Source organism: Stenotrophomonas sp. YJH_SMC_29, assembly GCF_059371235.1.
This window is the reverse complement of record NZ_JCAFUK010000002.1, coordinates 169210-195267: the sequence shown is the minus strand read 5'-3', so window position 1 is coordinate 195267 and position 26058 is coordinate 169210. Positions and strand designations below refer to the sequence as shown.

Sequence of the window (26058 nt, the reverse complement as noted above, 5' to 3'; positions counted from 1 at the left end):
CTCCTGATTAAAGTTAGTTGACCGAGATTTCAATCTGTTTCGGTTTGGCTTGCTCGGCCTTGACAAGCCGCACTTCCAGCGCGCCGTCTTTCATCGAAGCCGTCACCTTGGTCGGATCAACGTTGTCAGGCAAGACAAAGCTGCGCACAAAGCGGCCATACGCACGTTCGATGCGGTGGAACTTCTTGCCCTGCTCCTCTTTTTCCAGTTTGCGCTCGACGAGAGGCAGTCGCGGGAGTGGGGGCTTCACCCCGAGGAGTGGACCCGTTACCGGCGTTTGATGCAGGGGCCGCTCGGGGTCTATTCGCCCCAGCTCGATCCGCTCACGGCGCTCGGCATCGAGGCCCGCAGCGAGGAGGAGCGCAGGCGCTACGCGGAGTTGCAGGTGCAGGCCGAGGCCCGGCGCGTCGGCAAGACGCTGGCCTACCAGCGGGCCTACGACGCGGCGTGGCGGCGCCTGTTTCCCGGCCAGCCGCGCGTGAGCCTTCCCGGCGCCAAGGCGCAGGGTGCCGGCAACACCGGCTCCGGGCGCCTGGCCGTCTTCGTCAAGGCCGACTGCGCACCGTGCGCGCAGCGCGTGCAGCAGTTGCAGGCGGCCGGCACGGCCTTCGACCTCTACATGGTCGGCAGCCGTCAGGACGACGCGCGCATCCGGCAGTGGGCCACCCAGGCGGGCATCGACCCGGCCAGGGTGCGCGCCCGCACCATCACGCTCAACCACGATGCGGGGCGCTGGCTGTCGCTCGGCCTGCCCGGCGATCTGCCGGCCGTGGTGCGCGAGGTGAACGGCCAATGGCAGCGGCAATAGGTACTCCGGGCCGGGAGCGTCGGCCATCCCGCGTCACCATCCGCTGCGCCAGCGCCGCGCTGCTGCTCGCCACCGGCGGCTGGACGTTGGCCGCCCTCGCGCGGGAAGTGCCGCCGCCGGCCTATCAACTGGCGGCGCATCGTGCAGACGTGCCGGCGGCGGTGCTGTACGCGGTGGCCTTGCAGGAGAGCGGCGCCATGCTGCGCGGGCGCCTGATCCCCTGGCCGTGGACGCTCAACGTCGCCGGCTCGCCACAGCGCTATGCCACCCGCGCGGAGGCCTGCGCGGGGCTACGCCGGGCACTCGCCAGCACGCCGGCCAATCGCATCGACGCCGGCCTCGGCCAGGTCAATCTCGGCTACCACACGCATCGCTACACGCAGCCTTGCGAGCTGCTGGACCCGTACCGCAACCTCGCCATCGCTGCGGAAATCCTGCGCGAACAGCACACGCCGGGCGAGGACTGGCTGCTTGCCATCGGCCGCTACCACCGGCCCGCCGGCGGGGCACCCGCGGCGCGCTACCGGCGCAGTGTGCATCGGCACCTGACCCGTGTGCTCGACCCCGACGTTCCCGTTCCAACCCTCCAGGCCACCACGCCATGAACCACATCGTCCTCATCGCCGCCATCGGGCTGCTGTCCACGACCACCGTCTTCGCCCAGACCGCCTCCGCGCCGCTGATCGTCGTCGAAGACCACGGCGGCGCCTCCGCGCTGCCGTACTACCGGTCGCTGAATCCTCAGCCGGATCAGGCCACACCGCCGACCCCGATGCCGGCCCCTCGCGTGGGCAACGCGGCCGACGCCGAAGCCGCCATGCTGCCGGTGCGCTCGACGCAACTGTCGCCGGGCGAGGTGCAGCGCCGCGTCATCCGGGCGCCGGGCCTGACGGCGCTGTTCCTGATCGGCGACGACGAGCGTTCGCGCGCCTGGCTGCGGCAGCGGCAGGTGGCGCTGCGCGAGCTGCAGGCCGTGGGCCTGGTGGTCAACGTGGAGTCGATGGCCGCGCTGATGGCGCTGCGCAGGCTGGCTCCCGGCCTGACCCTCTCGCCGGCCTCCGGCGACGACCTGGCCCAGCGCCTGGGCCTGCGCCACTACCCGGTGCTCATCACGTCCACCGGCATCGAGCAGTAGGTGCGCAAATGGCCCAACCGCATGCGGTCGAGGTTCTGCTGCGGCCAGCGGTGGAGCTTTACACCGTGGCGGTTTGCACCGGCGCCGCGATTCTGTGCCTGGTGGCACCGTGGTCGCTCGCGCTGAACCCGCTGCTCGGCCTGGGCTCGGCGCTGGCTTTCCTGACCTTCGGCGCGATTCGCCTGCGCGATGCCTGGGCGATCCTGCGCTATCGCCGCAACATCCGCCGCCTGCCGCGCTACGTGATGACCAGCCGCGACGTGCCGGTGAGTCAGCAACGGCTGTTCGTCGGCCAGGGCTTTCGCTGGGAACAGCGGCACACGCACCGGCTGATGCAGACCTATCGGCCGGAGTTCCGCCGCTACGTCGAGCCGACGGCGATCTACCGGGCCGCCCGGCGGCTGGAGGAGCGGCTTGAGTTCGCGCCGTTTCCCGTCTCGACGCTGGCGCGCGCGTTGGCCTGGGACAGCCCGCTCAACCCGGCGCGACCACTGCCGTCGGTCGGCGGACTGCCACGCCTGCATGGCATCGAGCCGCACGAGGTCGACGTCACCCTGCCGCTGGGCGAGCGCGTCGGCCACACCCTGGTGCTGGGCACCACGCGCGTGGGCAAGACGCGGCTGGCCGAGCTGTTCATCACCCAGGACATCCGCCGCAAGGTCCGCGGCGAGCACGAGGTGGTGATCGTCTTCGACCCCAAGGGCGATGCGGACCTGTTGAAGCGCATGTACGTCGAGGCCAAGCGCGCCGGGCGCGAAGGCGAGTTCTACGTCTTCCATCTGGGCTGGCCGGACATCTCGGCGCGCTACAACGCCGTGGGCCGGTTCGGGCGGATCTCCGAGGTGGCCACGCGGATCGCCGGGCAGCTCTCCGGCGAAGGCAACAGCGCCGCGTTCCGCGAATTCGCCTGGCGCTTCGTCAACATCATCGCGCGCGCCCTGGTCGAGCTGGGGCAGCGGCCGGACTACCTGCTGATCCAGCGCCACGTCATCAACATCGACGCGCTGTTCATCGAGTACGCCCAGCACTACTTCGCCAAGAACGAGCCGAAGGCCTGGGAGGTCATCGTCCAGCTCGAAGCGAAGCTGAACGAGAAGAACATCCCGCGCAACATGATCGGGCGCGAGAAGCGCGTGGTGGCCCTCGAACAGTACCTGTCCCAAGTGCGCATCTATGACCCGGTGCTCGACGGCCTGCGCAGCGCCGTGCGCTACGACCGGACCTACTTCGACAAGATCGTCGCTTCGCTGCTGCCGCTGCTGGAGAAGCTCACCACCGGCAAGATCGCGCAACTGCTCGCACCGAACTATTCCGACCTGTCCGACCCGCGGCCGATCTTCGACTGGATGCAGGTCATCCGCAAACGCGCGGTGGTCTACGTGGGGCTGGATGCGCTGTCCGACGCCGAAGTCGCGGCGGCGGTGGGCAACTCGATGTTCAGCGATCTGGTCTCGGTCGCCGGCCACATCTACAAGTTCGGCGTCGACGACGGGCTGCCCGGCGCCGCGGCGGGCGCCAAGATTCCGATCAACGTCCACGCCGACGAATTCAACGAACTCATGGGCGACGAGTTCATTCCGATGGTCAACAAGGGCGGCGGTGCCGGCGTGCAGGTGACGGCCTACACGCAGACCTTGAGCGACATCGAGGCCCGCATCGGCAATCGTGCCAAGGCCGGCCAGGTGGTCGGCAACTTCAACAACCTGTTCATGCTGCGCGTGCGCGAGACCGCCACCGCCGAGCTGCTGACGCGACAACTGCCCAAGGTCGAGGTGTACGCCACGGCGCTGATGAGCGGCGCCACCGACAGCTCCGATCCGCACGGCAATACCGCGTTCACGTCCAACACCCAGGACCGCATCAGCAGCAACAGCGTGCCGTTGATCGAGCCGGCGCATGTGGTGGCGCTGCCCAAGGGGCAGTGCTTCGCGCTGACCGAGGGCGGCAACCTCTGGAAAGTCCGCATGCCGCTGCCTGCGCCCGACCCCGACGAAGCCATGCCGAAGGATCTGCAGGAGCTGGCCGGCTACATGCGACAGCACTACGTCGAGGCAGGAGACTGGTGGGAGAACCAAGGCATCCCCGGCCTGCAGGACAAGGCGCTGCCCGACGACCTGCTGGACGACTTCAAGCAGATGGCCGCGGCTGAAGAGGCCGAAGCATGAGCGATCCGGCCGTCGCGGCCCAACGCCAGCAGCAACGACAGCAAGGCCTGATCGCCGGCCTGGTCACGCTGCCGTTCCGCTTCTTCGGCGTGCTGTGCGGCGCGCTGCTGCTGTGCATCCTGATCGAATGCGTTGGCATGCACTTCTTCTGGCCCGAGCAGGGCTGGCGCCACGCGCAGGGCATGCTGCACTACGAGCTGGATCAGCTTTCCACGCATTTCACCCGCAGCGCGCTGGTGCAGGAGCCGGGGCGCACCGCGCACCGGCTGGTCGAGCAGGGCTACGACTGGCTGTTCGTGAAAAGCGGTCTGCTGGACTGGATACGCGACGCCTCGGCGCAGGCCAGCGCCGGCAGCCATCGCCCGACCAAGGACTTCCGCTACTACCTGGGTCTGGTCTCCGTGAACGTGAAGAGCTACCTGATCGCGGCGGCCTACACGACACTGGTCTTCCTCGTGCGGCTGCTGGTGCTGTGCCTGACCTTGCCGCTGTTCCTGATGGCCGCCTTCGTCGGGCTGGTGGATGGCCTGGTGCGCCGGGACATCCGCCGCTTCGGCGCGGGACGCGAGTCGGGGTTCATCTATCACCGCGCCAGGGCCAGCCTGATCCCGCTGGCCGTGCTGCCGTGGGTGACTTACCTGGCACTGCCGGTCAGCGTGAACCCGCTGCTGATCCTGCTGCCCAGCGCCGCACTGCTCGGCGTGGCGGTGTGCATTGCTGCGGCGACGTTTAAGAAGTACCTGTGACCTGGGTGCCGCTGCGATGGAGTATGCGCCGTCAAGTTCGTAGCGACATGTGGATCAGTTTGAACATGTCTCCGCTGTACGTAGCAGCCACTCAATCTGCCGCCGCGCGGTGGAGATGACCTGACCAAAAATCCGAGCCTCGACATGCGGTTCACGATTGTCCGTAGGAAAGTCGGAAGACCGACTGCCGCCGACGAGCAGAACCTGAATCGGAGAACCGAGATACTTTGCCAGTTCGTGCCTGTAACCAATCGCTTGCACGTAATCATCGTGATTCAGCGCGTGGCTCGGCCGCTTGAACTCGATCAACAGGTACTGTCCGCCGAGGTTCTCGTTGAGGAGCAGGTCGGGGCGCCTGTTGGCCTTGTCACCTGTGTAGGTCTCTCCGAGGACATCTTCCACTTGCCGCCGCAATGTACTGTTCGAGCTGAATAGCGAGTATTCGGGACCGAATACCCACAGGTTTCGCTCCAGGGCTTTGTGCACGACGGCTTCCGTCGTAGCGGCGTCACGAGCGAGCGCGTCCAGTTGATCAAGGAAGACCTGGCGAGCCGTCGCTTGCTGTACAAGGAAGGCCATCTCTGCCAAGCCAAATTCATCAAGGCGCTCGGCTACCCCAGCGACATCGCCCGGTGTTGCTTCTGCGATGTGCTCCAGGAGGATGCGGTAGTCGGAACGCTCCATCGCTTCCAACAGCACATTTACCACCGGCTCGACTTTGCTCTCCGGCTCGCCGTAATACTTGTCGAGAATCTTCTTGATCGCGCGGTCGGCAAATACACGCTTGTGCTCTGGCAGAGCCGACAAGCGCGCGAGGATCGCTCTCTGCAAGCGGGCCTGCGCCAACTGAATTTCGCGCCGGTACTGCTGCTCATAGGCTTCTCGCAAGATGGGCTGGACGTAGCCCTCAACCTCTCTCAGAAGCTCGCTGTTCTCGACCGCCGCATCCCAGCCCGCCGTGATGTGGTCGCGCAGTCCATCTGCTTCGATCTCGCCGTAGAGCTTTCGCAGCAGCTTGGATGGAAAGTCATCTCGTTGATCAAGGCCGAAGAACCCAGGCCGCCCAACGGCCTTGCCGTCCACACGCAGAGTGATGCCTGGCTGACGCAACCCGGACTTGCCGTCGCTGATGGAGAAACGCAGCTTTACCTTACCGGCACTTGGAAGCTCCTCTTCCTGCTCCGAGTAGCTACCGGATACATCATCGACGTCGAGCCGCTTGCCGTCGATCGTGATTGCAAAGTCATCCTGTCGCCCGTAGTCCTGCAAAAGGATCTGGCGCAGCCGATTGGCATCCGGATAAGCCAGGCCCTGATGCAGATCGCTCAGCGTGATTGTCGTGCCATGCAGTTCCGGCCCACAAGGATCGCTTTGCAGGCCGATATTCAACTGTTCAATGTCTTCGACTTGGGACAGATCGTCCAGCCGCAAGGTGATACAGCACAATCGACCGCGCGCACGGGTTTCAAGCGTCATCACCGCTGCGGCCATGAGCCCGGCGAACTTGCCGATACCCTTGCGCCCCTTGACCAAGCGATTTTTCCCGGCCGTGCGCTCGCCGCGCCGCGAACGCCGATCAGATGCGATCGACAAATAGTGCCGGCGCAGTTCTTCCTCGGTCATGCCAGTGCCGTCATCCTGGATGACGAGAGGGTCACCACTCAGAGGTTTCGGGAGGAGGATCGTTATCTGCTCCGCGTCGGCGTCCCATGCGTTGTCCACGAGTTCCTTCAGCGCTCGCTCGGACGAGGAGTATTCCTGACTCAACAATGTGGCGAGGCGGGAATCCACCTGGAAGCGCAGATGAGCACGGCTCATATCGGAATCTCCGTGGGCGAACAGCGGTAACTCAATTACGCCTTGACCTCAAAGCGCAGGTAATCCGCGAGCCGTTTCGACTCGCTGACTTCGTCATGGGGCACCAGCAGGTACTTCCAGGGCTTGGTGCCTACGTTCGCCGCGTGATCGGAAGCGTGCTTGCACCACCGCATGGCGGCAGCGGCCTTGGCCTGAACCTCCTGGGTGTTGATGTCGGCACGTGCCTTGGTCTCCACCATGAAGATGGTCGCGTCCGTCTCGGCCACGAAGTCGGGGATGTATTCCGGCTGCTCGGTGCCGAGCTTGTAGTAGATCTGGAACTGCCCCTTCGCGGGCTTGAGCCACTTCGTCGCGTCGCGCTCCAGGATGATGGCGAAGCGCCGCTCGGTATCCGAGTCGAACTTCTGCAGCGGATACAGACAACGCGCGAAGCCACCGAAGAGCATCTGCTTGATGCGACTGGTCTCGGTCACGGTCTCCCGGAAGTGGTGGGCCGTCTGGCCTGCCGTGGCGGTGTAGTTGCACGGCTTGAGTTCGGTGAAGCCGCGACTGACCTGCACCTCGTACTCGGTCGCCTCCTCCCAGAAGTGGGCCATCATCTGCGCGTGGATTTCCCGTGCGATCAAGCGGCGGTCACGATCCAGCACGCTGATGGCTTCGTCCTCGGACAGATAGCCGCGCAGGTGCTGCACCATCTGGCCCGCGAGGTCGTAGAGCAGATCGGCGTGGGTGAAGTAGTCGATGTCATCGAAGTCCACGAGGGCGTGGACGATGTAGTCCTCCGGGCGCTGCTCCTTGAGCCCGACCTCGGCGGCCAGAGTGAACTGCTCGTTGGTCCGCAGCATCTGCCCGACGATCTCGCGCTGGCCCGGCTGGAGATGGAGCTGGCTCACATCCAGCTTGAAGGCGTGGAAGCCGGTCGTGACCTCGCCGGTCGGCACCACCGCGATGCGCGGGATGTCGATGGTCTGCTGCACCACGATCTCGGTGGTCTTCGCCACCACGGCGGACAAGTCAAGTGCGGGGACTGATTCATCCACGCCCGCCAGCAATTCGCCTTGCAGCGGCTTCAACCGCTCTGCCACCTCCGCGAGGATTTCCTTCTGCACTTCGGGTTTCAGCAGCGCGCTGCTGGTTGGCACCAGATCGCGCTTGACCTCGTACTTGCCGATAACCTCCATAACCATTCGTGCGGCTTGCCTCTCCGCCTCCGTGGTGAACACCGGTTTGGGCACAGGGACTTCCGCGCCACTGTCAGTGGCTGAAGCCCCTGTGACCACGACCGGTGCTTCCGTCAAACCGAGACGCGCCGATGCACCTGATTCGACCTGCATGCTGACCTTCTTGTCGTCGGCGCTCGGCGCATCGAGGATGACGTGCTTCAGGCGAATCGGCGAGTCGCCGCGGTTGGCCTCGTCGATGATCTCCTGGAACTTGTCGTGCGCGACGATGTTCAAGCGATCCACCGACGCGACGCCCGTGCGCTTGCCGTAAGGCAGGCGCAGGCCGCGCCCGATGGACTGCTCGATCAGCGTGCGGGCATTAGCCGCGCGCAGCGGCACGATGGTGTAGAGGTTGGTCACGTCCCAGCCTTCCTTCAGCATGTTGACGTGAATCACGATCTCGGTCGGCTCGTCCACGCTCTCCACGGCCAGTAGGCGCGTGATCATCTCCTCTTCTTCCGCGCCGGTACGGCTGGAATCGACCTGAATCACCTTGCCCTGGTAGCGCCCCTCGTAGAAGGCTTCCGATTCCAGAAGCGCCAAGAGTTGCCCCGCGTGCGTGGTATCGCGAGCGATGACGAGCATGAAGGGCTTGACCGGCTTGACGCCGTTCTCGCGCGCATAAGTGAGCAGTTCGACCTTGGTCGTCTCGTGCAGGCGCACGCCGTCTTCCAGTTTGGTCTTCTCGATCTCCTCGGGCGTGTGCGCCTTGGCGTCGAAGTTGCGCTGGGTGACCACGGCCGGCTCCTTGACGAAGCCATCCTCCATCGCCCGCGCCAGCGGGTAGTCCATCACCACGTTCTTGAACGGCACCGGCCCGCGGCTGGACTCGACGAACGGCGTCGCCGTCACTTCCAGACCGAATAGCGGCTGGAGTTCGTTGATAGAGCGCACCCCGGCGCTGGCCCGGTAGCGGTGCGACTCGTCCATCAGCAGCACCAGGTCAGACAGGTTGGCCAGATGGTTGAAGTAGCTGTCGCCCAGCACTTCCTTCATCCGCTTGATGCGCGGCTCTTTGCCGCCGCGCACCTCGGAGTTGATCTTGGAGATGTTGAAGATGTTGATGCGCACGTCGTGAGCGAAGCCCATCGACTGCTCATCCACCGCCGCGCCGGTCTGGTCGTAGTTGTCGCCGGTGATGATCAGCGGCGGTTGCTGCGCGAATTCGGCGATCCCCTTGAACACGTACTTCGGCGTGTTGCGCGTGAAGTCCGTGATGAGCTTGTTGTAGATCGTCAGGTTGGGCGCGAGCACGAAGAAGTTGTTGATGCCGTGCGCCAGGTGCAGGTAGGCGATGAAGGCTCCCATCAGCCGCGTCTTGCCCACGCCCGTGGCCAGCGCGAAGCACAACGACGGAAACTCCCGCTCGAAGTCCTCCAATGTTGGGAACTCTGCCTTCAGCGTGGAGAGAATGGCCGAGACATCACGCTCGTGACCCAATAGCTCGGGCGCAGCATCGAGCGCGCGAGCGAGCTTGATGAGGGACTCGGCCTGGGGCGGGCGGAGAGACAGACGGCCGGTAACGGCGTGCAGGACGCGGGTGCTCATTATTCGTTCTCCCCAAACAGGCCGCCCTGTCCCGCGTTGGCGAGGGCCGCTTTTCTGCTCTTAGTGTTCTTGACGCTATTGCCAGGGGCCGCAGGCTCGGCCTTCTCAATCTCCGCCATTGGCAGGTTGGTCACATTCAGGCTGTAGTCGTCACGGCCCCAATGGCAGCGGGCCAGCACCATCTTCGGGATCTTCTTCAACGTCAGGTTCGGCCAGCGCTCCGCCGCTTTGGTCGCCGTGACGCCGTGGAAAGCGGCACAGCACACCAGCAGGCTCCGCTCCGGGCCGACTTCATCGGCCAGGGCTTGCAGTTGCTCAGCGGACAGGTTCTGCGTGGTGACATAGATGAAATCGCGCTCGCTGGAGTGGCCGTGCTGCCACCAGTGCGCTTCTGACGGCGCGTAGTTGAAGCCTTCCAGCTTGGCCAGCGCCTCGGCCAGTTGCGCAGCGTTGTATTCGGGGTTGATCACCGGGTTGCCCCAGCGGTCGTTGACGATCAGGCTGGGGGCAAGACGGTAATAGCGGAAGCCGCCGCCGCCGTGCCAACTTAGAGCCTCTGTGACGCCGCCCTTATCTTCGCCGTCAATTACCTTCCTGAGACGCGGAATGATGTGTGTATGGCAAGTTTCCTCAAGCTCCACCATTATCCAGCGCCGTCCCATTTTATGAGCGGCTGCTCCAGTGGTACCAGATCCCGCAAATGAGTCAAGAACCCAGTCTCCTGGATTCGTTGAAATACTAAGAATACGGGAAACCAAGTCTTCTGGCTTCGGGGTTTCAAATGCTTGAACGCCCTCCAAAACAGATCTTTGATGAGCCTTAGTTTGTCGAGTCGTGTGCAAGTCTGACCAGATTGTTGGCCAAGGGCGCGTAGGAGCGTCGGGAGCATATTCTCTTGTGTAAGGAACCCACCGCAGTACTCCGCCGCTCTCCCTTTGCTTCCAAACAAGCTCTCCCTTCGCTATCAGCTCATCAACACCCTTTTTCCCCATTGCCCATCGGGCTTCTTGGCCGTCATCGTGAATGGGGTAAACATCCACGCCGTCTGGCCCCTTGATCGGGAAATACATCGACGGGCGGTCGATCCGAAGACTATTCTTCCCGTTTTTCTTTAGGAGACGGTCACGGTACGGCCTGTCCGATTCCGCGTCCGGCTGCCGGTATGCATTTAAGATTGACTCATCCTGCTTCGGTCGAAAATTAATCGAGTCAGGATTCTTTACATAGCAAAGAATGTATTCATGATCTGGGGAAAGGGCGCCCTTGTTGTCATTTGGGCTGTCGACCTTCTTCCAGATAAATGACGTAACGAAACACTTGCGACCAAAAATCTCGTCGCACAAGACCTTAAGATAGTGAGCCTCGTTGTCATCAATAGAAATCCATAGCGAGCCATCGTCCGAAAGCAGACGCCTGATGATTTCTAGCCGATCCCGTACTAAGCCAAGCCAAATCGAGTGCTCAAGACCATCATCATATTGTGCAAATGCGCTACCGGTGTTGTACGGTGGGTCAATGAACACGCACTTCACTTTGCCGGAGAACTCTTGCTCCAATGCTTTCAGCGCAAGCAGGTTGTCACCGAAGATCAGTCGGTTGTCGAAGATGTCGTTGTCCGACACGCGATGCTTGGCGTGATATGACTTCTCTGGATCTTCGAGCAAGATGCGCGGCTCCAGCTTGGGTCGCTTCTCCTTCCCGATCCAGGTAAGTTCTAGTTTTTGTTTGCTCATGGTCATGCCACCTTAATTCTTGTGCAGTCCAAGCTTGTCAAACAGGATGCGGTTGCGGCGTTCTGCATCCTTGATGAGCTTGTCGTAGGAGAGAATTTCGATATACCCGTTGCCAGTCGCCAAAGGGGAGAAATACCCCTCGTTGTCGGCGGTGCGGTGGTAACGTCCGAATACTTGTCGATGCAAAGACGGCGTTAAATCAGCGATGAGATAGCCGGTGTACCGCAGGCTGGCGGGATTGATCTGCCTCCCATCAACGTCCGTGACGCCCCCTTCGGAGATTTCTCGGAATCGTTGGATGATCTGATCAGCTGGGTCTTTGTCGTAATTGTCCCTTCCAGGCCGCTTGAACTCGATGATGACAACACCACCGCCAGGCAGGCTGTCTGCCTCAGCGACACCGATGGGCGTGTCATAAAAGAACGCAAAGATGTCCGGCTCCCGGCCAGAAGTGTCGTCCAGCCCAGCGACGCTTTTTAGTTTTTTGTCTGATGTGAGCAGGGTGTGATAGCACAGCCGCTCGTCAATCACCCAGAGGTTCTGCTGCTCGAAGAAGATGTCTTTCGAGGTCATCCCCATCGGGAAGATCATTTTGTGCAAGACCCTTTCGAGCGGGTATTTGTCATCCGTGCGCTTTTTCTTGAGGCTGTTGTTCACCAAGTCAAGAATCGTTCGGCGGTGCGCAATATAGGCAGCAAGCTGGGCCTTGCCGATTTCGTTGGCCTTTTCCGCGATTTCCTTGAATTTCTCTTGGCACTGTTCGAAGGTTTCGGTTTCGAAGAGCGCTGCGACATGCTTGGCCTCTTTACGGATGTCGTCCTCGATGGCGCGCTTCACATGCAGAAGAGCCTCGTCCAGCTTGTCTTCTGACAGGCCTGGCTGAATCTTTTGCTCGATCATCTCTTTGTAGCGAGGGTGCGTGAGCGCCCTGTACTCGGGGGCTTGCTCAACAAACTTCTCGATCTGGGCACGCTTTTCTTCGTTCGTTGACTTCAAGTCGTCCAGGAGCAGCGGCCGCAACGCCCCTGCGACACCCTGGTTCAGGGCGCGTCGGGAGACGAGGGTCTGCTCAAGTTCGGGCTCCTCATCGCTTTGGAAGGCGATGCGCGTGCGCTCTTGGTTGGCATGGTCGTCCAGATATTCCCCGGTGACCAGCACGATCAAGGTGTACGGCGCTTGGTCTTCGTCAATCAGCTTCTCGGGAAGCTCTGGAAGCAGGTCCCGCAGCTTGCTCGTGGTGACTTCGCGCCCGTTCGCGCACAAGTTGAGTTCGTGGCGCGAGCGTCCGTCTCGGTGACCATATGCCTGCAAGGCAAATGTATGCCCGGAAACCTCGAAGAACAGCTCTTGGATATGCGCCAGCACTGTTGACTGAAACAGGGCGTGCAAGTCAATCGGAGCGTGTCCCGGAGACTCCAGAGTCATAGGAGGGCAGGAGCGGGCCGCAAACCGGATCAGAAAGTGCGCAATGATGCGTTCAGCGATGGTCTCGGGCTGGGTAGGCCACCCAGCCCGAAACTTGTCATCCATGCCCCGCAAGGAGGTATGCGTGCCACATGGCTCTTTGACTTCAGACGTGGTGTCCGCACCTTTCAGTTCATCTTGGATGCTGAAGTCGAACTCTCGCAGCAAAGCCTTGCCGTCGCGTTTGAAGACACTGCGGATGTGTACGGATGAAAAGACTTTCAGGAAAGTGAAGCGCCCGACACCTCGGCCGCCGACCTTGACCTTTGAAAGCGTGTGCGCCTCTTGAAACGAAGCCAGGTTCTTGTCGTTGAAGCCAACGCCATCATCAATGACATCGAAGCCGTCCACGACCAGAGTCCCGTCCCCAGCTTGATGGGCGAGGTCGTTGGAGGCCACCAGCCGGATGCGAATCGAATGATTGCTGAAGCCGTCCTGATGCTCCTCGATTGCATCGACGGCCTTCGAGATAGCCTCGTAAAGAGGCATCATAGCCTTGCCCTGGGAAAGCTCCAGCCGATCCACCAGACCTTTGATGTTCGCTTGCACTATTGATTTCCTCCCTGACCCTGCTGCGCCAATGCCGCCATCAAACGGCCTTTCACGGTTCGACAGTCCGTTTTGTTCTCAAAGACGCTGCGCGCCTGCTTGTTCCACTGCACGCCCTGGACAGAACTCACAAGACGCTCGCAAACAAGATCGACCTCGCGTGAAATCGCTGTCAGTTCATCCTGGGTCAATGCCAACGCCGGCCCGTTCTGCAACTGAAGGCGGATGAAGATGACGTGTAGAACCAGCCAGGCGCCGTGAGTGAGAATCTCCCGAGCGGGGAGTGTCCCCGCTGGCAAGCCGGCGGGATCACCCTCGGCGGTGGCACGGGCGCGGACCTTCTCTACGACCACTCGGCCGATTTGGACTATCCGCCACATTTGTCTTGCCGTGAGCGAGTCGGCGAAGAGCCGTTCGTAGGATTGGCGTAAGGGGTCGGTGGCTGATACCAGCCCCTCCCGCCCAAACAGCTTCTTCTTGTCGGCCTTGGCCGCGGTCACGTAGTCCTGCCAGTCGTTCGTGGTTACGGTGCAAGCCAGGAACGGCGCGAGTTCACGTGCGCTGAAGCAGGTTGGTGATAGCGGCGGATCGTCCTCCCCCTGCTTGACCAGATAGGTGACGCCGGCCATCTGCAAGGTCTGCTGCCACATGGTCTGGCGTTCATCGAGCGCGGCAAAATCTTCCAGCTCAACGGCATTCTGGCGGTTGCGCGATTGGGTGACTCGATCGCCAAAACCATCAGGCGCGTTCTCAAGACAAACGAAAGTCGCCATGACTACAGTGGGATGAGCATCGTAGTGGGCCAGTGGCTCGCGGGCGATCGCCCCAACCATTTGCGCGCCGTTGATGATGGACAACCCGCGAATGCGAAACGTCCCAGTCTGACGATGCGGGTCGCGGGGGTGCTGTTCCGTTATGGAATCGCAGAGGAAGGTGACGCCGTTATTGAAGTAGAAGAAGTGCTGTGCTTCTTGTCGGAGTGTCTCGGTCAGCCCTGCATTGACGGTGGTCGTGCCCTTGAACCGGCGAATGTTCCGATCAACCAGATGTTCTTCGTGTGCCGCCCAAAGCTCGGCGAGCCGTTTGCCGTCCATGCGCCCGTAGAACGCCCGGTAGGGTTCCTGCGTGTGGCCGAAGTCCTTCAATTCGACTTCGGCTTCTATGGGCTGGGCCGAAACTCCGTCTAGATGTAGGTCGTGCAGGGTCGTGAGCCCATAAGCATGGCACCGAAGAAAGCCCGGATTCGCGCCATTGAACGCGCGCTCCAAGTCGGCAAAGATGTCGCGCCGATCATCGGACACCGCCGTGCCGGAATAGGCCAGCACGACTTTGATCCTGCAGACACCACTGTTCAAGGCATTGGTGATTGCCGCTTGGCGGTTTTGCAGGACGTTATTGAAGCGATTCCAGCGTCCTTGCAGAAGGTCGGTTACGCCATCCCGAAATTTGGATACATCACCGAGTTCGGGCTCGCCGGTACCCGACTCCTTGTACTTGGACTGGACCAGCCAGATCGTTTGATCCGTTGAAACGAACACCGAATCGATACCATGATCCTGGCCACCATCGATGCTGGCGGCCACGGCCTCATCCAGATTGGCGCCAGCGTCTTCGTGCAGGACGAATGCCGCGATTGCCTTGGACAGGTAGTTGCTACGCCGAGACTCTGGAGTGTTTCCCGTCCCGGTGATTCGGTTCGCGTAGTCCGCATCAAGTTTTTGGCACAGCAGATCGAGTTCGAGGGGGCGCGCGATAACTGTTGCCATCAGACCAGCTCCCACTCGACAGTGAACAGCGTGCGCTCCTCGACCTGCTGTTGGAGTTGCACTTCAAGCTGGCTGATCAAGTCATTGCGTTGCGCTTCAACTTCGTCCTGCCGGGCAAACAGCTCGCGGCGCAGCTTGCTGCGCTTGCCTTCCAGTTCGCGCTGCTTCTTCTGCCATGACAGTTTTTCTTCCAGCCTCGGCGAGGTCGCGGCGGTTCGGCGCACCTCCTTGATCTCGCGGTCGATCTCCTTGATCTCCTGCTCCAGACCGAGCTTCAGGTCGTCCGCCCAGGCATCCAGCTTCTGGACTTCCTGCTCGAAGTAGCCGAGGTTGCGCTCGTTGACGTCGCGCAGGAGCGCGGTCTTGCGGGCTTCCACGTCGGCCAGCAGGGTGGCGTCAGGGGCGTTGAACAGACTGGCCGCCTGCGTGGTCGCGGGCAGGCGCAGCAGTTTTTCCGGGTCTTCTTCCGCGAGCACGACGCCATCGGTCGTGCCCGCGGCAACCAGCAGATGTTGCTCCTGGTTGCCGAGTGTCTCGACCGAGATCAGCTTCACGGTGAGCCATCCGGCTTTGCCGCGCCAGGCTTCAAGCGTGCTGATCTTTGAACCGTAGGCGTTGTAGTCGAAGACGAGACGAGCCCCGTTGAGTGCGCGAGCCTTGGCCTGCTCGATGCCCCATCGCGCCAGCGGATGATTGATGCGGTATAGGTGCGCGTCGCCGGAGCGGCGGGGCAATTCGTAGCGCCCCAGCTCGATGCCCGTGAGGCCGCTGTGCTCGACTCCAGTCGGTATGTGGCGGAGATCGAAGCCGTCGTCATCGAACGCGGCGCAATGAACCAGTTCGGCGCGGGTCAAGTCCATCAGCATCCGCTCGAAGCGGTTGCGCGCGTTGCGGCTGTCGTCGGCCCGCATGCGCAGCTTCTCCTGCACCTCCTCATCAAAGTTCTCAAGCAATACCTGGCGCGTCTTGACCATCGCCTCGTTGATCTCGCCGGAGAGGTCGAGCTGGAGTTGCTCGAAGCTGGACTTGATTTCCTCGGGCTCTCGGCAGTTCTGGTAGATCTCGGCGATACGCCGCTCGAAATCGACGCCCGAACCGATGGCGCCCAACACTTCGTCGCTAGCCCCAAACACGCCCTCGAAGAGCTGGAACTTCTGCGACAGCAGCTCATACACCCGTGCATCGGCCTCATTGCTGCGGTCGACGAAGTTGACCACCACCACGTCGTGCTTCTGACCGTAGCGGTGGCAGCGCCCGATGCGCTGCTCGATGCGCTGCGGGTTCCACGGCAGGTCGTAGTTGATGACGAGCGAGCAGAACTGGAGGTTGATGCCTTCGGCTCCAGCCTCGGTGGCAATCATGACCTTGCCACGCTCCTTGAAGTGCTCGACCAGTGCCGCACGGGTGTCGGCGGTCTTGGAGCCGGTGATGCGGTCGGTGCCTTCGTGGCGCTTCAGCCAGTCCCTGTAGATCGCCTGCGCACGCTGGTCGCTATTGGTGCCGTTGAAGAGCACGATGCCGTCGCCGTATGGCGTGTCGGCCAGCAAGTTGAGGAGGTATTCCTGCGTGCGCTTGGACTCGGTGAAGATGATGGCCTTCCGGGCCGCGCCCAACCGATCCAGTTCGGCGAAGGCGCGATCCAGCGCGGTGAGCAGCGCCTTGCCCTTGGCGTTGTCGCGGATGTTGGTTGCCAGCGTTCTGAAGTGGCGCAGCTCCTCGATCTCCTGCGCGATGGCATCACGCTCGGCGCGGCTCGCTGCCTTTGTTCCCTGCTCCTGGTCTTCCCATTCTTCGGCGGTCTCGTCGAGCGACTCGTAGTCCTCGTCCAGTTCTTCGGCGAGATCGGCAACCACGGGAGTTTCATTCAGCACACCCTGGAGACGCTTGGCCATCGTCTCCAACGCACCCGCAATCGCGTGCGTGCTGGAGGCGAGCAGCTTCCACAGCACGAGCGAAATCAGTTGTCGCTGCCCCTCGGGCAGGGCCTTGAGGTTGGGGCGGCGCAGGTAATCGGCGACGAGCCTGGAAAGTTCCTGCTCTTCGCTCGACGGCGTGAACTCCTCGACGATGGCCTTGCGCGCTGTGTACGACACGTAGGGCTGAACCTGTTTGCGCAGGGTGCGCTTGCAGATGGGGGCCAGCCGGTCACGCAGGCTGCTGAAGGATTGCTCTCTGCCAGTGAATTGCGAGCGGAAGCTATCAAGGTCTCCGAACACCCGGTCATCGATGAAGCTGACCAGCCCATAGAGTTCGAGCAGCGAGTTCTGCAACGGCGTCGCGGTCAGGAGCGCCCTGGAGTGAACGCGCGACAGCGCCTCCTTGAGGGTCTTGGCGATGACGTTGCTGGTTTTGTAGACGTTGCGCAGGCGATGCGCTTCGTCGAGGACGACCAAGTCCCAGTCGATGCCCTTGACATCGTCAGCCTTGGCCTTCGCGAACTGGTAGGAACAGATGATCGGACCGGAGGCGAACAGGAACGGGTTCCGCTGCTCCTGCTTGCGGATCGCGTTGTAGCTTTTGGCTTCGAGGATCAGCCCTTGCAGGCCGAACTTGTCCTGCAGCTCCTGATGCCATTGCTTGCGCAGGTTCGCCGGAACGATGATGAGCACCTTCCGCCGCCGTTCCGCCCAGCGTTGGGAGATGACCAAGCCGGCTTCGATGGTCTTGCCCAGACCAACCTCGTCGGCGAGGATCACGCCGCGTGAGAGGGGGTTGCGGCAAGCGAAGAGCGCGGCCTCGACCTGATGGGGATTCAGATCGACCTGCGAATCGACCAAGGTCGAAGCCAGCGACTCCACCGAGTCGCCTGCTGCACGCCTGGTCAGCAGCCAAGCAAAGTACTGGCTCTGGTGCGGCGTCAGAAGCTGCTGTGTCGTCAACGGCGATCCTCCCCTTGTTCTTCCCCAAGCGTGATTCGGCGGCTGGCATGGTCCGCGCTCACTCGGCCTCCGGCTTCTTCTTGTTGATGCTTTCGGCGATCCACCGATCCAGCTCCGAGCGGCGAAAGCGCCAGGTTCCCCCAAGCTTGAACGCCGGAATCTCTCCTTTCTGGGCAAGGCGATAGACCGTCCGTTTGCCGGCTTTGAGGTAGGCCGCAACTTCCTCCAGCGTGAGGATCTCGCTCTCGACTTCACTCATCTGAAAACCATATGGTTTGGTCTTTCGTGACTTTGGATTGCCAAGTTTGCTCAATTCTACCAAAGGGTGGTAGGCGCTAGCCAACAAGAAATCCACCAGGCATTGCGCGAATGTCGGCCAACGCGACCAACAAATCCGGTCATGCCGTAGTTCCCATTCCCTGCGGCGCAAAGCGAGAGCGCGCCACAGCATCTGGCCATCCGCTTCAACGGGGAATGGCACGATGGGACAGACCAACCGCCGCACATCCGCATGGCCTGCGCTGGCCGTGGTGTTGGCTGTGTCGTTCTCGGCGCTGCCGCCTGCCGCCGCTGCCGACAGCCTCGCCTCGGAGCGTGAGCAGCTCGCCGCGCTCGCCCGCCAGCTCGACCTGATCGACCGCCTCGCCGAGCACGCTGCCCATACCGCTCCGCAGGAACGCGCCCGCTACCACTTCGACTACGCCCGACTGCGTGCCGACCTGAAGCGCGTTCGCGCCGGCCTGCAGGACTACCTCGTGCCCCAGCGCGCCCAGCCGCGCGATCCCGTCCCGCTGGCCGGCGACTACGTCCGCCGCGATCGCGCCGACGACGAGGAGCCGTCGCCATGACGCCCTCTGCCGATCAGGTCGCCGCCTTCCAGGCCAACGGCGGCTTTGCGCCTTCGGCCGTCGCTGCCGTGGTGCTCGCTTTCGTGTTCGCCGTGTTGCTGCTGTGGGGCGTGTGGGCCATGCGCACCGCCTACGTCGGCTGGGCCGAGCACCGCATCAGTGAACGTCAGTTCCTCGCCGTCGTCGTGCGCTTCGTGGCGATGTACCTGGTGCTGACCTTCTTCCTCCTCTCCTGACCGTCACGAAGGGCCATACGCCATGAACATGCCTCCGACACCCCATCGCATTCCGTCCCGCATCGCCGCTCCGCTGCTGCCGCTGGCGCTCGCGGGCCTGCCGCTGTCGGCCTTCGCGCAGGGCCTGCCGACCATGGAAGACCCATCGCGCGGCCAAGGCAGCGGCATCCTGCAGACTTTGCAGAACTACGGCTACGACATCGTGCTGCTGATCGCGCTGCTCGTGGTCGCCTCGATGTTCGTCGGTGTCTGCTATCACGCCTACACCCGCTACTCGGAGATCCATACCGGCCGCGCCACCTGGGGCCAGTTCGGCCTGACGGTCGCCGTGGGCGCGATCCTGCTGGTGGTCGGCATCTGGCTGCTCACCAAGGCCACCGGCGTGCTGTAAGGGCGGCAAGCGATGGCCGTCCCTTCGGAGACCCCGCGCGACACGCTGGTGACCTTCCTACCGCACCGGCTGAACCGCCAGCCGGTGGTCGTGCGCGGGCTGACCGCCGACGAGTTGTGGTTCTGCGCCGGCCTGTCGGCCGTAGCCGGGTTCGCGCTCGGCCTGCCGCTGGCCTGGCTCACGCACAGCATCGCCATGGTGCCGACGCTGATCGTCGCCGGTATCGCGCTGGGCGTCTTCGTCGGCGGTGGTTTTCTGCGCGCACAGAAGCGCGGCCGGCCCGACACCTGGCTCTACCGACAGCTCCAGTGGCGGCTGGCCCTGCGGCACCCGGCGCTGGCAGCGCTCCTGGGCGGGCAGCGCCTCATCACCCGCTCGGGCTACTGGACGACCCGGCGCAACGCCGATCGAGGTTCGCCATGAGCCGTTTCAAGAACGAGGTTGCGCACCTGCAGGCACACGTGAAGACGTTGCGTCTGGGGGCCGGCGCGTTGTTCGTGGTGGCGCTGCTGCTCGGCTTCGGTTGGTGGAGTGCGCCGAAGAGTCTGACCATCCATGTGCCGCCGGACCTGCGCACGGGCAGCACGCGCAAGTGGTGGGACGTGCCGCCCGAGAGCGTGTATGCCTTCTCGTTCTACATCTGGCAGCAGGTGCAGCGCTGGCCCACGAACGGCGAAGAAGACTACCCGCGCAACCTACGCGCGCTGTCGGCCTACCTGACGCCGAGCTGCCGGGCCTTCCTGCAGCAGGACTACGAGTACCGGCGCGCCAGTGGCGAGCTGCGTCAGCGCGTGCGCGGCATCTACGAGATTCCCGGCCGCGGCTACGGCGATGATCCGGCCACGCGCGTCAAGGTGGTTTCCGACCGCGATTGGATCGTCACGCTCGACGTGAGCGCGGACGAATACTATGGCTCCGAGCAGGTCAAGCGCGCCCTGGTGCGCTACCCCATCAAGGTCGTCCGGCTGGACATCGACCCCGAGCGCAACCCCTTCGGCCTGGCGCTGGACTGCTACGCCAGCGCACCCCAGCGCATCGAAACGCCGCCGACGCCGGCCCAGGCCGGCGCGCCCGCCAACGCCCCCGGCCATCTGCAGGGAGACTCCCCATGAAGTCCGTTGCCTTGTCGGCCCTGGCCGGCGTCCTGCTGATCCTCGGTTTCGTGCCGGCCAGCCACGCCGTGGAAATCCTGCGCTGGGAGCGGCTGCCGCTGTCGGTGCCGCTGGTGGTCGGCCAGGAGCGCGTGGTCTTCATCGACCGCAATGTGCGCGTCGGCGTGCCGGCCAGCGTCGGCGACCACCTGCGCGTGCAGAGTGCGGGCGGCGCGATCTACCTGCGGGCGAGCGGGCCGATTCCGCCCACGCGGCTGCAACTGCAGGACGTGGAATCCGGCGCGCTGATCCTGCTCGACATCGCCGCCGAGCCGGCGAAGGACGGCCAGGCGGCGCTGGAGCCGGTGCGCATCGTGGAAGCGGAAGCCCCCGCGAAGCGCTACGGCGGCGGTGCAGCAAGCGGCGCGGACGAACAGGCCGATGTGCCCGCAGACAAACCCGTTCCCCGGCGCGAAACGCCGGTACCGGTCGTGCTGACGCGCCATGCCGCACAGAACCTGTACGCGCCGCTGCGCACCGTCGAGCCGGTCGCCGGCATCGGGCGCGTAAACCTGCGCCGCGACCTCGCGCTGGACACCTTGCTGCCGACGTTGCCGGTGCATGCGCGGGCGCTGGGCGCGTGGCGCCTGGAAGACCAGTGGGTGACGGCCGTGCGTCTCACCAATACCTCGGCGCGCTGGCTCGACCTCGACCCGCGCGCCCTGCAGGGGAACTTTGTGGCGGCGACCTTCCAGCATCCGAACCTGGGGCCGGCCGGCAACCCGTCCGACACCACGGTGCTCTACCTGGTCACGCGCGGCCACGGCCTGGCCGAGTCGCTGCTGCCGGCGCTGAGCCCGATCGACGCCACCGTGAACCTGCCGCCGGCCGCCGCGGCCGGCTCGACCGGAGGAGCGCGCGATGAAAAGTAATCCGCTGCTCAAGTGGCTGCTGATCCCGATGGCGCTGCTGCTGGTGTTCGTCGGCATCAAACTGTTCTCTGGCGCCCCCAGCGGCCAGCCCGCCCCCAAGGGCGCGACGCTCACGCCCGAGGAGATGAAAGCCCTGGGCATCGCCGGCGACACGCCGCGCGATACCGTCGCCACGCTGGTGGCCCAGGTGAAGCAGTTGCGCACCGAGCTACAGAGCGCGCTCGGCGACAACAAGCAGCACAAGGCCGAGAACGAGCGCCTGCGTGCGCGGGAAAGCGCGATCGACCAGCGCATCCAGAGCGCGCTGGAAGGCGAACGCAACCGCCTGGAGCAGGAGCGCAATCAGGTGGCCAGCGACAGGCAGCAGACCCAGGGGCTGCTGCAGGATCTGCAGCGGCAACTGGACGGCCTTTCCGGCAAGGGTGGCGCGTCCGACCTGCCCGTCGGGCTGGGGCTGGAAGAGGGTGACGGCCAGCGCTTCGACCGCGGCGTCGGTGGCACGCAGTGGGTCGAGCCCGACGATGCCAAGGTCGACGCCAAGAACGGCAGCAAGGAGCCGAGCTTTCCCCTGAGCTTCGGGCCAGCCCAGAAAAGCCTGTCGGCCGCAGTGGAATCCGTCGCCGACGTCGGCAGCCGCGCGGTGGGCGCATCCACGAAGGCGGTCTACACTGTGCCGTCGAACTCGACACTCATGGGCTCGATTGCCATGACGGCGCTGATCGGGCGCGTGCCGATCGATGGAACCGTCAACGACCCGTACCCGTTCAAGGTGCTGATCGGCCCGGACAACCTCACCGCCAACGGCATCGACATTCCCGATGTGGCCGGCGCCGTGGTCAGCGGCACGGCCTCGGGCGACTGGACGCTCTCGTGCGTGCGCGGGCAAATCCGCTCGGTCACGTTCGTGTTCCAGGACGGCACCATCCGCACGGTGCCGGAGGACAGCAGCAAGGGCGGTAGCAGCGGCGGCAACTCGGGTCACAACGGCGCCAGCATCCAAGGCGGCCTGGGCTGGATCAGCGACCCCTACGGCATTCCCTGCGTCAGCGGCGAGCGGCGCAGCAACGCCCAGCAGTACCTGGGCAGCCAGGCGCTCATCACCGCGGCTGGCGCCGGCGCGGCCTCGCTCATCAAGTCCGACAACGGCAGCGTTGCCGTGGTCGCCAACAGCAACGGCTCGCTGGGCACCGTCGGCATCAGCGGCAACGAAGCGATGGGCCGCATCCTCGCGGGCGGCGTGCGCGACATGGCCGATTGGGTCAACAAGCTCTACGGCCAGGCCTTCGCGGCGGTCTACGTGCAGCCCGGCGCCAGGGTGGCCGTGCATCTGGAGCAGCCGCTCGACATCGACTACGACGCCAAGGGGCGTCGGGTCCACCACCGCACTGGAGAAACTCATGCCTCGGATCTGGATTGACGCGGCCGCCGTGCTGCTGGCGGCCAGCCTGCTCGGAGGCTGCGCCACCAGCAAGGAGAAGCTGCTGCCGCACGGCGACAGCACCATGCTCGACATCTGGCATCAGGAGACCGGCGGCGGCGCGGGCGGCGGCCAGGCCGCGCGGCAACTGCTCGATGCGCGCCAGGGCCTGCGCCGGCCGCTGGCCGAGGCCGATGTGCAGGCGGCGCCCGGCGTGCAGGCGCGCTACACCCGTACCGCGCAGAACGAGATTTACCGGCAGTTCCACCGTGTGCCGAACCCCGACCTGGTGATGTACGTGTTCCCGCACCTGGCGGGCACCGACCCGGTGCCGGTGCCCGGCTACAGCACGGTGTTCCCGCTCTACCAGCGCGTGCAGTACGCGATGCCGGGCGAGCGCGTGGAGGACTACTGATGGCCTGGTCGCTGCCGTGGTCACGCAAGCCCGGCGCATCGCCTGCTGCCGCCGTGGATGCGGCCGATGATGCCTGGGCACGGCACGTGACGGCCCTGGCGGCACAGGGTGTCGCCGAGCCGGGCAGCGCGCTCCGCCGGGGCCGGCGCAGGCCGGCCACTCAGGCCGACCACGATGCGCTCTATGGCGTCGCGCCGTCGTTCGCTGACTTGCTGCCCTGGGTCGAGTACCTGCCCGACACCAAGTGCATGTTGCTGGAAGACGGCCAGTCGGTGGCGGCCTTCTTCGAGCTGGCGCCGGTCGGCACCGAGGGCCGCGAGATGGCCTGGCTATGGCAGGCGCGCGATGCGCTGGAGAACGCCCTGCAGGACTCCTTCGACGAGTTGGACGACAACCCCTGGGTGGTGCAGCTCTACGCCCAGGACGAGGCCGACTGGGACAACTACCTGCGCTCCCTGGCGAACTATCTGCAGCCGCGTGCGCAGGGCAGCGCGTTCAGCGACTTCTACCTGCGCTTCTTCGCCCATCACCTGCGGGCCATCGCCAAGCCGGGTGGCCTGTTCGAGGACACCACGGTGACGCGCCTGCCGTGGCGCGGCCAAGTCCGGCGCGTGCGCATGGTGGTCTACCGCCGCACGTCCGCGGCGCCGACCCCACGGCGCGGCCAGGCGCCCGAGCAGGCGCTGACCACGATCTGCGACCGCCTCGTCGGCGGGCTGGCCAATGCCGGTGTGAGAGCCCGACGTCTCGGCGCGGCGGACATCCACGCCTGGCTGCTGCGCTGGTTCAACCCGAATCCGACCCTGCTCGGCGCCACTGCCGAAGATCGGGAACGCTTCTACGCGCTGACCCGCTACCCGGAAGAACGGGAGGAAGGTGAGATCGAACTCGCCAGCGGCACCGACTTCGCGCAGCGCCTGTTCTTCGGCCCGCCCCGTTCGGACGTGCCCAACGGCCTGTGGTTCTTCGACGGCATGCCGCATCGGGTGATCGTGATGGATCGCCTGCGCACGCCACCCGTGACGGGCCATCTGACGGGCGAGACGCGCAAAGGCGGCGATGCCATGAACGCGCTGTTCGACCAGATGCCCGAGGATACGGTGATGTGCCTGACGCTGGTCGCCACGCCCCAGGACGTGCTGGAGGCGCACCTCAACCACCTCGCCAGGAAGGCCGTCGGCGAAACCCTGGCCTCGGAGCAGACCCGCCAGGACGTGCAGCAGGCGCGCGGCCTGATCGGCAGCGCGCACAAGCTCTACCGCGGCGCGCTGGCGTTCTATCTGCGCGGCCGCGACCAGGTCCAGCTCGATGCGCGCGGCCTGCAGCTCGTCAACGTGATGCTCAACGCCGGTCTGCAACCGGTACGCGAAGAGGACGAGGTGGCGCCGCTGAACAGCTATCTGCGCTGGCTGCCGTGCGTGTTCGATCCGGCTGCCGACAAGCGCCAGTGGTACACCCAGCTCATGTTCGCGCAACATGCGGCGAACCTGGCGCCGGTCTGGGGCCGCAGCCAGGGCACGGGGCATCCGGGCATCACGTTCTTCAACCGCGGCGGCGGTCCGATCACCTTCGATCCGTTGAACCGCCTCGACCGGCAGATGAACGCGCATCTGTTCCTGTTCGGCCCCACGGGTTCGGGCAAGAGCGCGACGCTCAACAACATCCTGAATCAGGTGACGGCGATCTACCGGCCGCGTCTGTTCATCGTCGAGGCGGGCAACAGCTTCGGGCTGTTCGGCGACTTCGCGGCACGGCTGGGCCTCACCGTGCATCGGGTGAAGCTCGCGCCGGGCGCGGGCGTCAGTCTGGCGCCGTTCGCCGACGCCTGGCGCCTGGTCGATACGCCGAGCCAGGTACAGACGCTGGACGCCGATGCGCTCGACGAAGACCAGACCGATGCCGGCATGGCCGTGGAAGGCGATGAGCAGCGCGATGTGCTCGGCGAGCTGGAGATCACTGCACGACTGATGATCACCGGCGGCGAGGACAAGGAAGAAGCGCGCATGACGCGCGCCGACCGCAGCCTGATCCGCCAGTGCATTCTTGATGCGGCCCAGCATTGCGTGGCGGATAGACGCACGGTGCTCACGCGCGATGTGCGCGACGCGCTGCGCGAGCGCGCCCGCGACGCCACGCTGCCGGAGATGCGGCGCGCACGGCTGCTGGAGATGGCCGACGCCATGGATATGTTCTGCCAGGGCGTGGACGGCGAGATGTTCGACCGGTCCGGCACGCCGTGGCCCGAGGCGGACATCACCATCGTGGATCTCGCCACCTTCGCGCGCGAGGGCTACAACGCCCAACTCTCGATTGCCTACATCTCGCTCATCAACACCGTCAACAACATCGCCGAGCGCGACCAGTTCCTGGGCCGCCCGATCATCAACGTGACGGACGAAGGCCACATCATCACGAAGAACCCGCTGCTCGCGCCCTACGTGGTCAAGATCACCAAGATGTGGCGCAAGCTCGGCGCCTGGTTCTGGCTCGCCACGCAGAACCTGGACGACTTGCCGAAAGCGGCCGAGCCCATGCTCAACATGATCGAGTGGTGGATCTGCCTGTCGATGCCACCCGATGAAGTCGAGAAGATCGCGCGCTTCCGCGAACTCAACGCTTCGCAGAAGGCGCTGATGCTCTCGGCCCGCAAGGAGGCCGGCAAGTTCAGCGAGGGCGTCATTCTGTCCAAGTCGATGGAAGTGCTGTTCCGCGCCGTGCCGCCCAGCCTCTACCTGGCGATGGCGATGACCGAGCCCGAGGAGAAGGCCGAACGCTTCCAGTTGATGCAGCAGCACGGCATCAGCGAGCTGGATGCCGCCTTCCGCGTGGCCGAGAAGATCGACCGTGCGAGGGGCATCGAACCCCTGGCGCTGGACACGCTGGCCTGACGGGAG

Annotated in this window: 21 protein-coding genes and 1 pseudogene; 14 read left to right on the top strand and 8 right to left on the bottom strand. The window is 64.2% G+C overall.

All coding sequences use genetic code 11. The features are described from left to right. Nucleotides 1-13: 13 nt before the first annotated feature. A pseudogene (hsp20-GI, locus tag AC5P9I_RS04035) lies at nucleotides 14-217 on the bottom strand (small heat shock protein sHSP20-GI); the annotation flags it as partial. Between hsp20-GI and AC5P9I_RS04030 the strand changes: the two are divergent. From AC5P9I_RS04030 to AC5P9I_RS04010, 5 genes are read left to right on the top strand one after another with little or no spacing between them, the layout of a single operon-like run. Beyond that, nucleotides 176-808 carry a TIGR03759 family integrating conjugative element protein gene (locus AC5P9I_RS04030; RefSeq protein WP_495229812.1) on the top strand — a complete coding sequence of 211 codons (633 nt, stop codon included), beginning with the start codon at nucleotides 176-178 and terminating at the stop codon, nucleotides 806-808. The pseudogene hsp20-GI and the gene AC5P9I_RS04030 sit on opposite strands and share 42 nt — an antisense overlap. Further along, on the top strand, nucleotides 793-1413 hold the full coding sequence (locus AC5P9I_RS04025) for a lysozyme family protein (RefSeq protein ID WP_029578143.1): 621 nt from the start codon (nucleotides 793-795) through the stop codon (nucleotides 1411-1413). Before AC5P9I_RS04030 ends, AC5P9I_RS04025 begins: the two co-directional genes overlap by 16 nt. Further along, a complete protein-coding gene (locus AC5P9I_RS04020; RefSeq protein ID WP_329953847.1) occupies nucleotides 1410-1943 on the top strand; it encodes an integrating conjugative element protein in 534 nt (177 codons plus the stop codon). The genes AC5P9I_RS04025 and AC5P9I_RS04020 overlap by 4 nt, the downstream gene beginning before the upstream one ends. 8 nt (nucleotides 1944-1951) lie before the next feature. Then, the gene (gene traD, locus AC5P9I_RS04015; RefSeq protein WP_016851988.1) at nucleotides 1952-4108 is read left to right on the top strand and encodes a type IV conjugative transfer system coupling protein TraD; all 2157 of its coding nucleotides are present in this window, start codon (nucleotides 1952-1954) and stop codon (nucleotides 4106-4108) included. Next, on the top strand, nucleotides 4105-4854 hold the full coding sequence (locus AC5P9I_RS04010) for a TIGR03747 family integrating conjugative element membrane protein (RefSeq protein ID WP_033959596.1): 750 nt from the start codon (nucleotides 4105-4107) through the stop codon (nucleotides 4852-4854). Before traD ends, AC5P9I_RS04010 begins: the two co-directional genes overlap by 4 nt. Nucleotides 4855-4908: 54 nt before the next feature. On the opposite strand, the gene AC5P9I_RS04005 is transcribed toward AC5P9I_RS04010, so the two are convergent. The 7 genes from AC5P9I_RS04005 to mads1 are packed head-to-tail and all read right to left on the bottom strand — an operon-like array spanning nucleotide 4909 to nucleotide 18093. Next, nucleotides 4909-6672: an ATP-binding protein gene (locus AC5P9I_RS04005; RefSeq protein ID WP_033959598.1), complete on the bottom strand. Its 1764-nt coding sequence runs from the start codon at nucleotides 6670-6672 to the stop codon at nucleotides 4909-4911. Between the two features lie 35 nt (nucleotides 6673-6707). Beyond that, a complete protein-coding gene (locus tag AC5P9I_RS04000; RefSeq protein WP_329953846.1) occupies nucleotides 6708-9443 on the bottom strand; it encodes a DEAD/DEAH box helicase in 2736 nt (911 codons plus the stop codon). After that, nucleotides 9443-11182: a site-specific DNA-methyltransferase gene (locus tag AC5P9I_RS03995; RefSeq protein ID WP_345786178.1), complete on the bottom strand. Its 1740-nt coding sequence runs from the start codon at nucleotides 11180-11182 to the stop codon at nucleotides 9443-9445. Before AC5P9I_RS03995 ends, AC5P9I_RS04000 begins: the two co-directional genes overlap by 1 nt. 6 nt (nucleotides 11183-11188) lie before the next feature. Next, a complete protein-coding gene (locus AC5P9I_RS03990; protein ID WP_329953845.1) occupies nucleotides 11189-13189 on the bottom strand; it encodes an ATP-binding protein in 2001 nt (666 codons plus the stop codon). Next, nucleotides 13189-14955 carry an AIPR family protein gene (locus AC5P9I_RS03985; protein ID WP_329953844.1) on the bottom strand — a complete coding sequence of 589 codons (1767 nt, stop codon included), beginning with the start codon at nucleotides 14953-14955 and terminating at the stop codon, nucleotides 13189-13191. Before AC5P9I_RS03985 ends, AC5P9I_RS03990 begins: the two co-directional genes overlap by 1 nt. Continuing rightward, the gene (locus AC5P9I_RS03980; protein ID WP_329953843.1) at nucleotides 14955-17834 is read right to left on the bottom strand and encodes an SNF2-related protein; all 2880 of its coding nucleotides are present in this window, start codon (nucleotides 17832-17834) and stop codon (nucleotides 14955-14957) included. The genes AC5P9I_RS03985 and AC5P9I_RS03980 overlap by 1 nt, the downstream gene beginning before the upstream one ends. Before the next feature lie 58 nt (nucleotides 17835-17892). Next, nucleotides 17893-18093, bottom strand: coding sequence for a methylation-associated defense system helix-turn-helix domain-containing protein MAD1 (gene mads1 / locus AC5P9I_RS03975; protein ID WP_003141001.1), 201 nt, complete (start codon nucleotides 18091-18093; stop codon nucleotides 17893-17895). 223 nt (nucleotides 18094-18316) lie between these two features. Here mads1 and AC5P9I_RS03970 point away from each other — a divergent pair, with 223 nt between their 5' ends. From AC5P9I_RS03970 to AC5P9I_RS03930, 9 genes are read left to right on the top strand one after another with little or no spacing between them, the layout of a single operon-like run. Continuing rightward, nucleotides 18317-18682 (top strand): integrative conjugative element protein, RAQPRD family, encoded by a 366-nt coding sequence (locus AC5P9I_RS03970; protein WP_023121134.1) that lies wholly within the window; start codon nucleotides 18317-18319, stop codon nucleotides 18680-18682. After that, entirely contained in the window at nucleotides 18679-18918 is a 240-nt protein-coding gene (locus AC5P9I_RS03965; RefSeq protein ID WP_023121133.1) for a TIGR03758 family integrating conjugative element protein, read from the top strand. Before AC5P9I_RS03970 ends, AC5P9I_RS03965 begins: the two co-directional genes overlap by 4 nt. A gap of 22 nt (nucleotides 18919-18940) precedes the next feature. Then, nucleotides 18941-19309, top strand: coding sequence for a TIGR03745 family integrating conjugative element membrane protein (locus tag AC5P9I_RS03960; protein ID WP_021248605.1), 369 nt, complete (start codon nucleotides 18941-18943; stop codon nucleotides 19307-19309). 12 nt (nucleotides 19310-19321) lie between these two features. Next, the gene (locus AC5P9I_RS03955; RefSeq protein ID WP_023121132.1) at nucleotides 19322-19732 is read left to right on the top strand and encodes a TIGR03750 family conjugal transfer protein; all 411 of its coding nucleotides are present in this window, start codon (nucleotides 19322-19324) and stop codon (nucleotides 19730-19732) included. After that, nucleotides 19729-20421, top strand: coding sequence for a PFL_4703 family integrating conjugative element protein (locus tag AC5P9I_RS03950; RefSeq protein ID WP_023121131.1), 693 nt, complete (start codon nucleotides 19729-19731; stop codon nucleotides 20419-20421). The genes AC5P9I_RS03955 and AC5P9I_RS03950 overlap by 4 nt, the downstream gene beginning before the upstream one ends. Beyond that, complete coding sequence (locus tag AC5P9I_RS03945) at nucleotides 20418-21332, top strand: TIGR03749 family integrating conjugative element protein (RefSeq protein ID WP_033959607.1); 915 nt, start codon at nucleotides 20418-20420, stop codon at nucleotides 21330-21332. Before AC5P9I_RS03950 ends, AC5P9I_RS03945 begins: the two co-directional genes overlap by 4 nt. Then, the gene (locus AC5P9I_RS03940; RefSeq protein ID WP_033959609.1) at nucleotides 21322-22749 is read left to right on the top strand and encodes a TIGR03752 family integrating conjugative element protein; all 1428 of its coding nucleotides are present in this window, start codon (nucleotides 21322-21324) and stop codon (nucleotides 22747-22749) included. Before AC5P9I_RS03945 ends, AC5P9I_RS03940 begins: the two co-directional genes overlap by 11 nt. Beyond that, the gene (locus tag AC5P9I_RS03935; protein ID WP_329953842.1) at nucleotides 22730-23164 is read left to right on the top strand and encodes a TIGR03751 family conjugal transfer lipoprotein; all 435 of its coding nucleotides are present in this window, start codon (nucleotides 22730-22732) and stop codon (nucleotides 23162-23164) included. The genes AC5P9I_RS03940 and AC5P9I_RS03935 overlap by 20 nt, the downstream gene beginning before the upstream one ends. Beyond that, nucleotides 23164-26052 (top strand): conjugative transfer ATPase, encoded by a 2889-nt coding sequence (locus tag AC5P9I_RS03930; protein ID WP_033959614.1) that lies wholly within the window; start codon nucleotides 23164-23166, stop codon nucleotides 26050-26052. Before AC5P9I_RS03935 ends, AC5P9I_RS03930 begins: the two co-directional genes overlap by 1 nt. The last annotated feature ends 6 nt before the right edge of the window (nucleotides 26053-26058 follow it).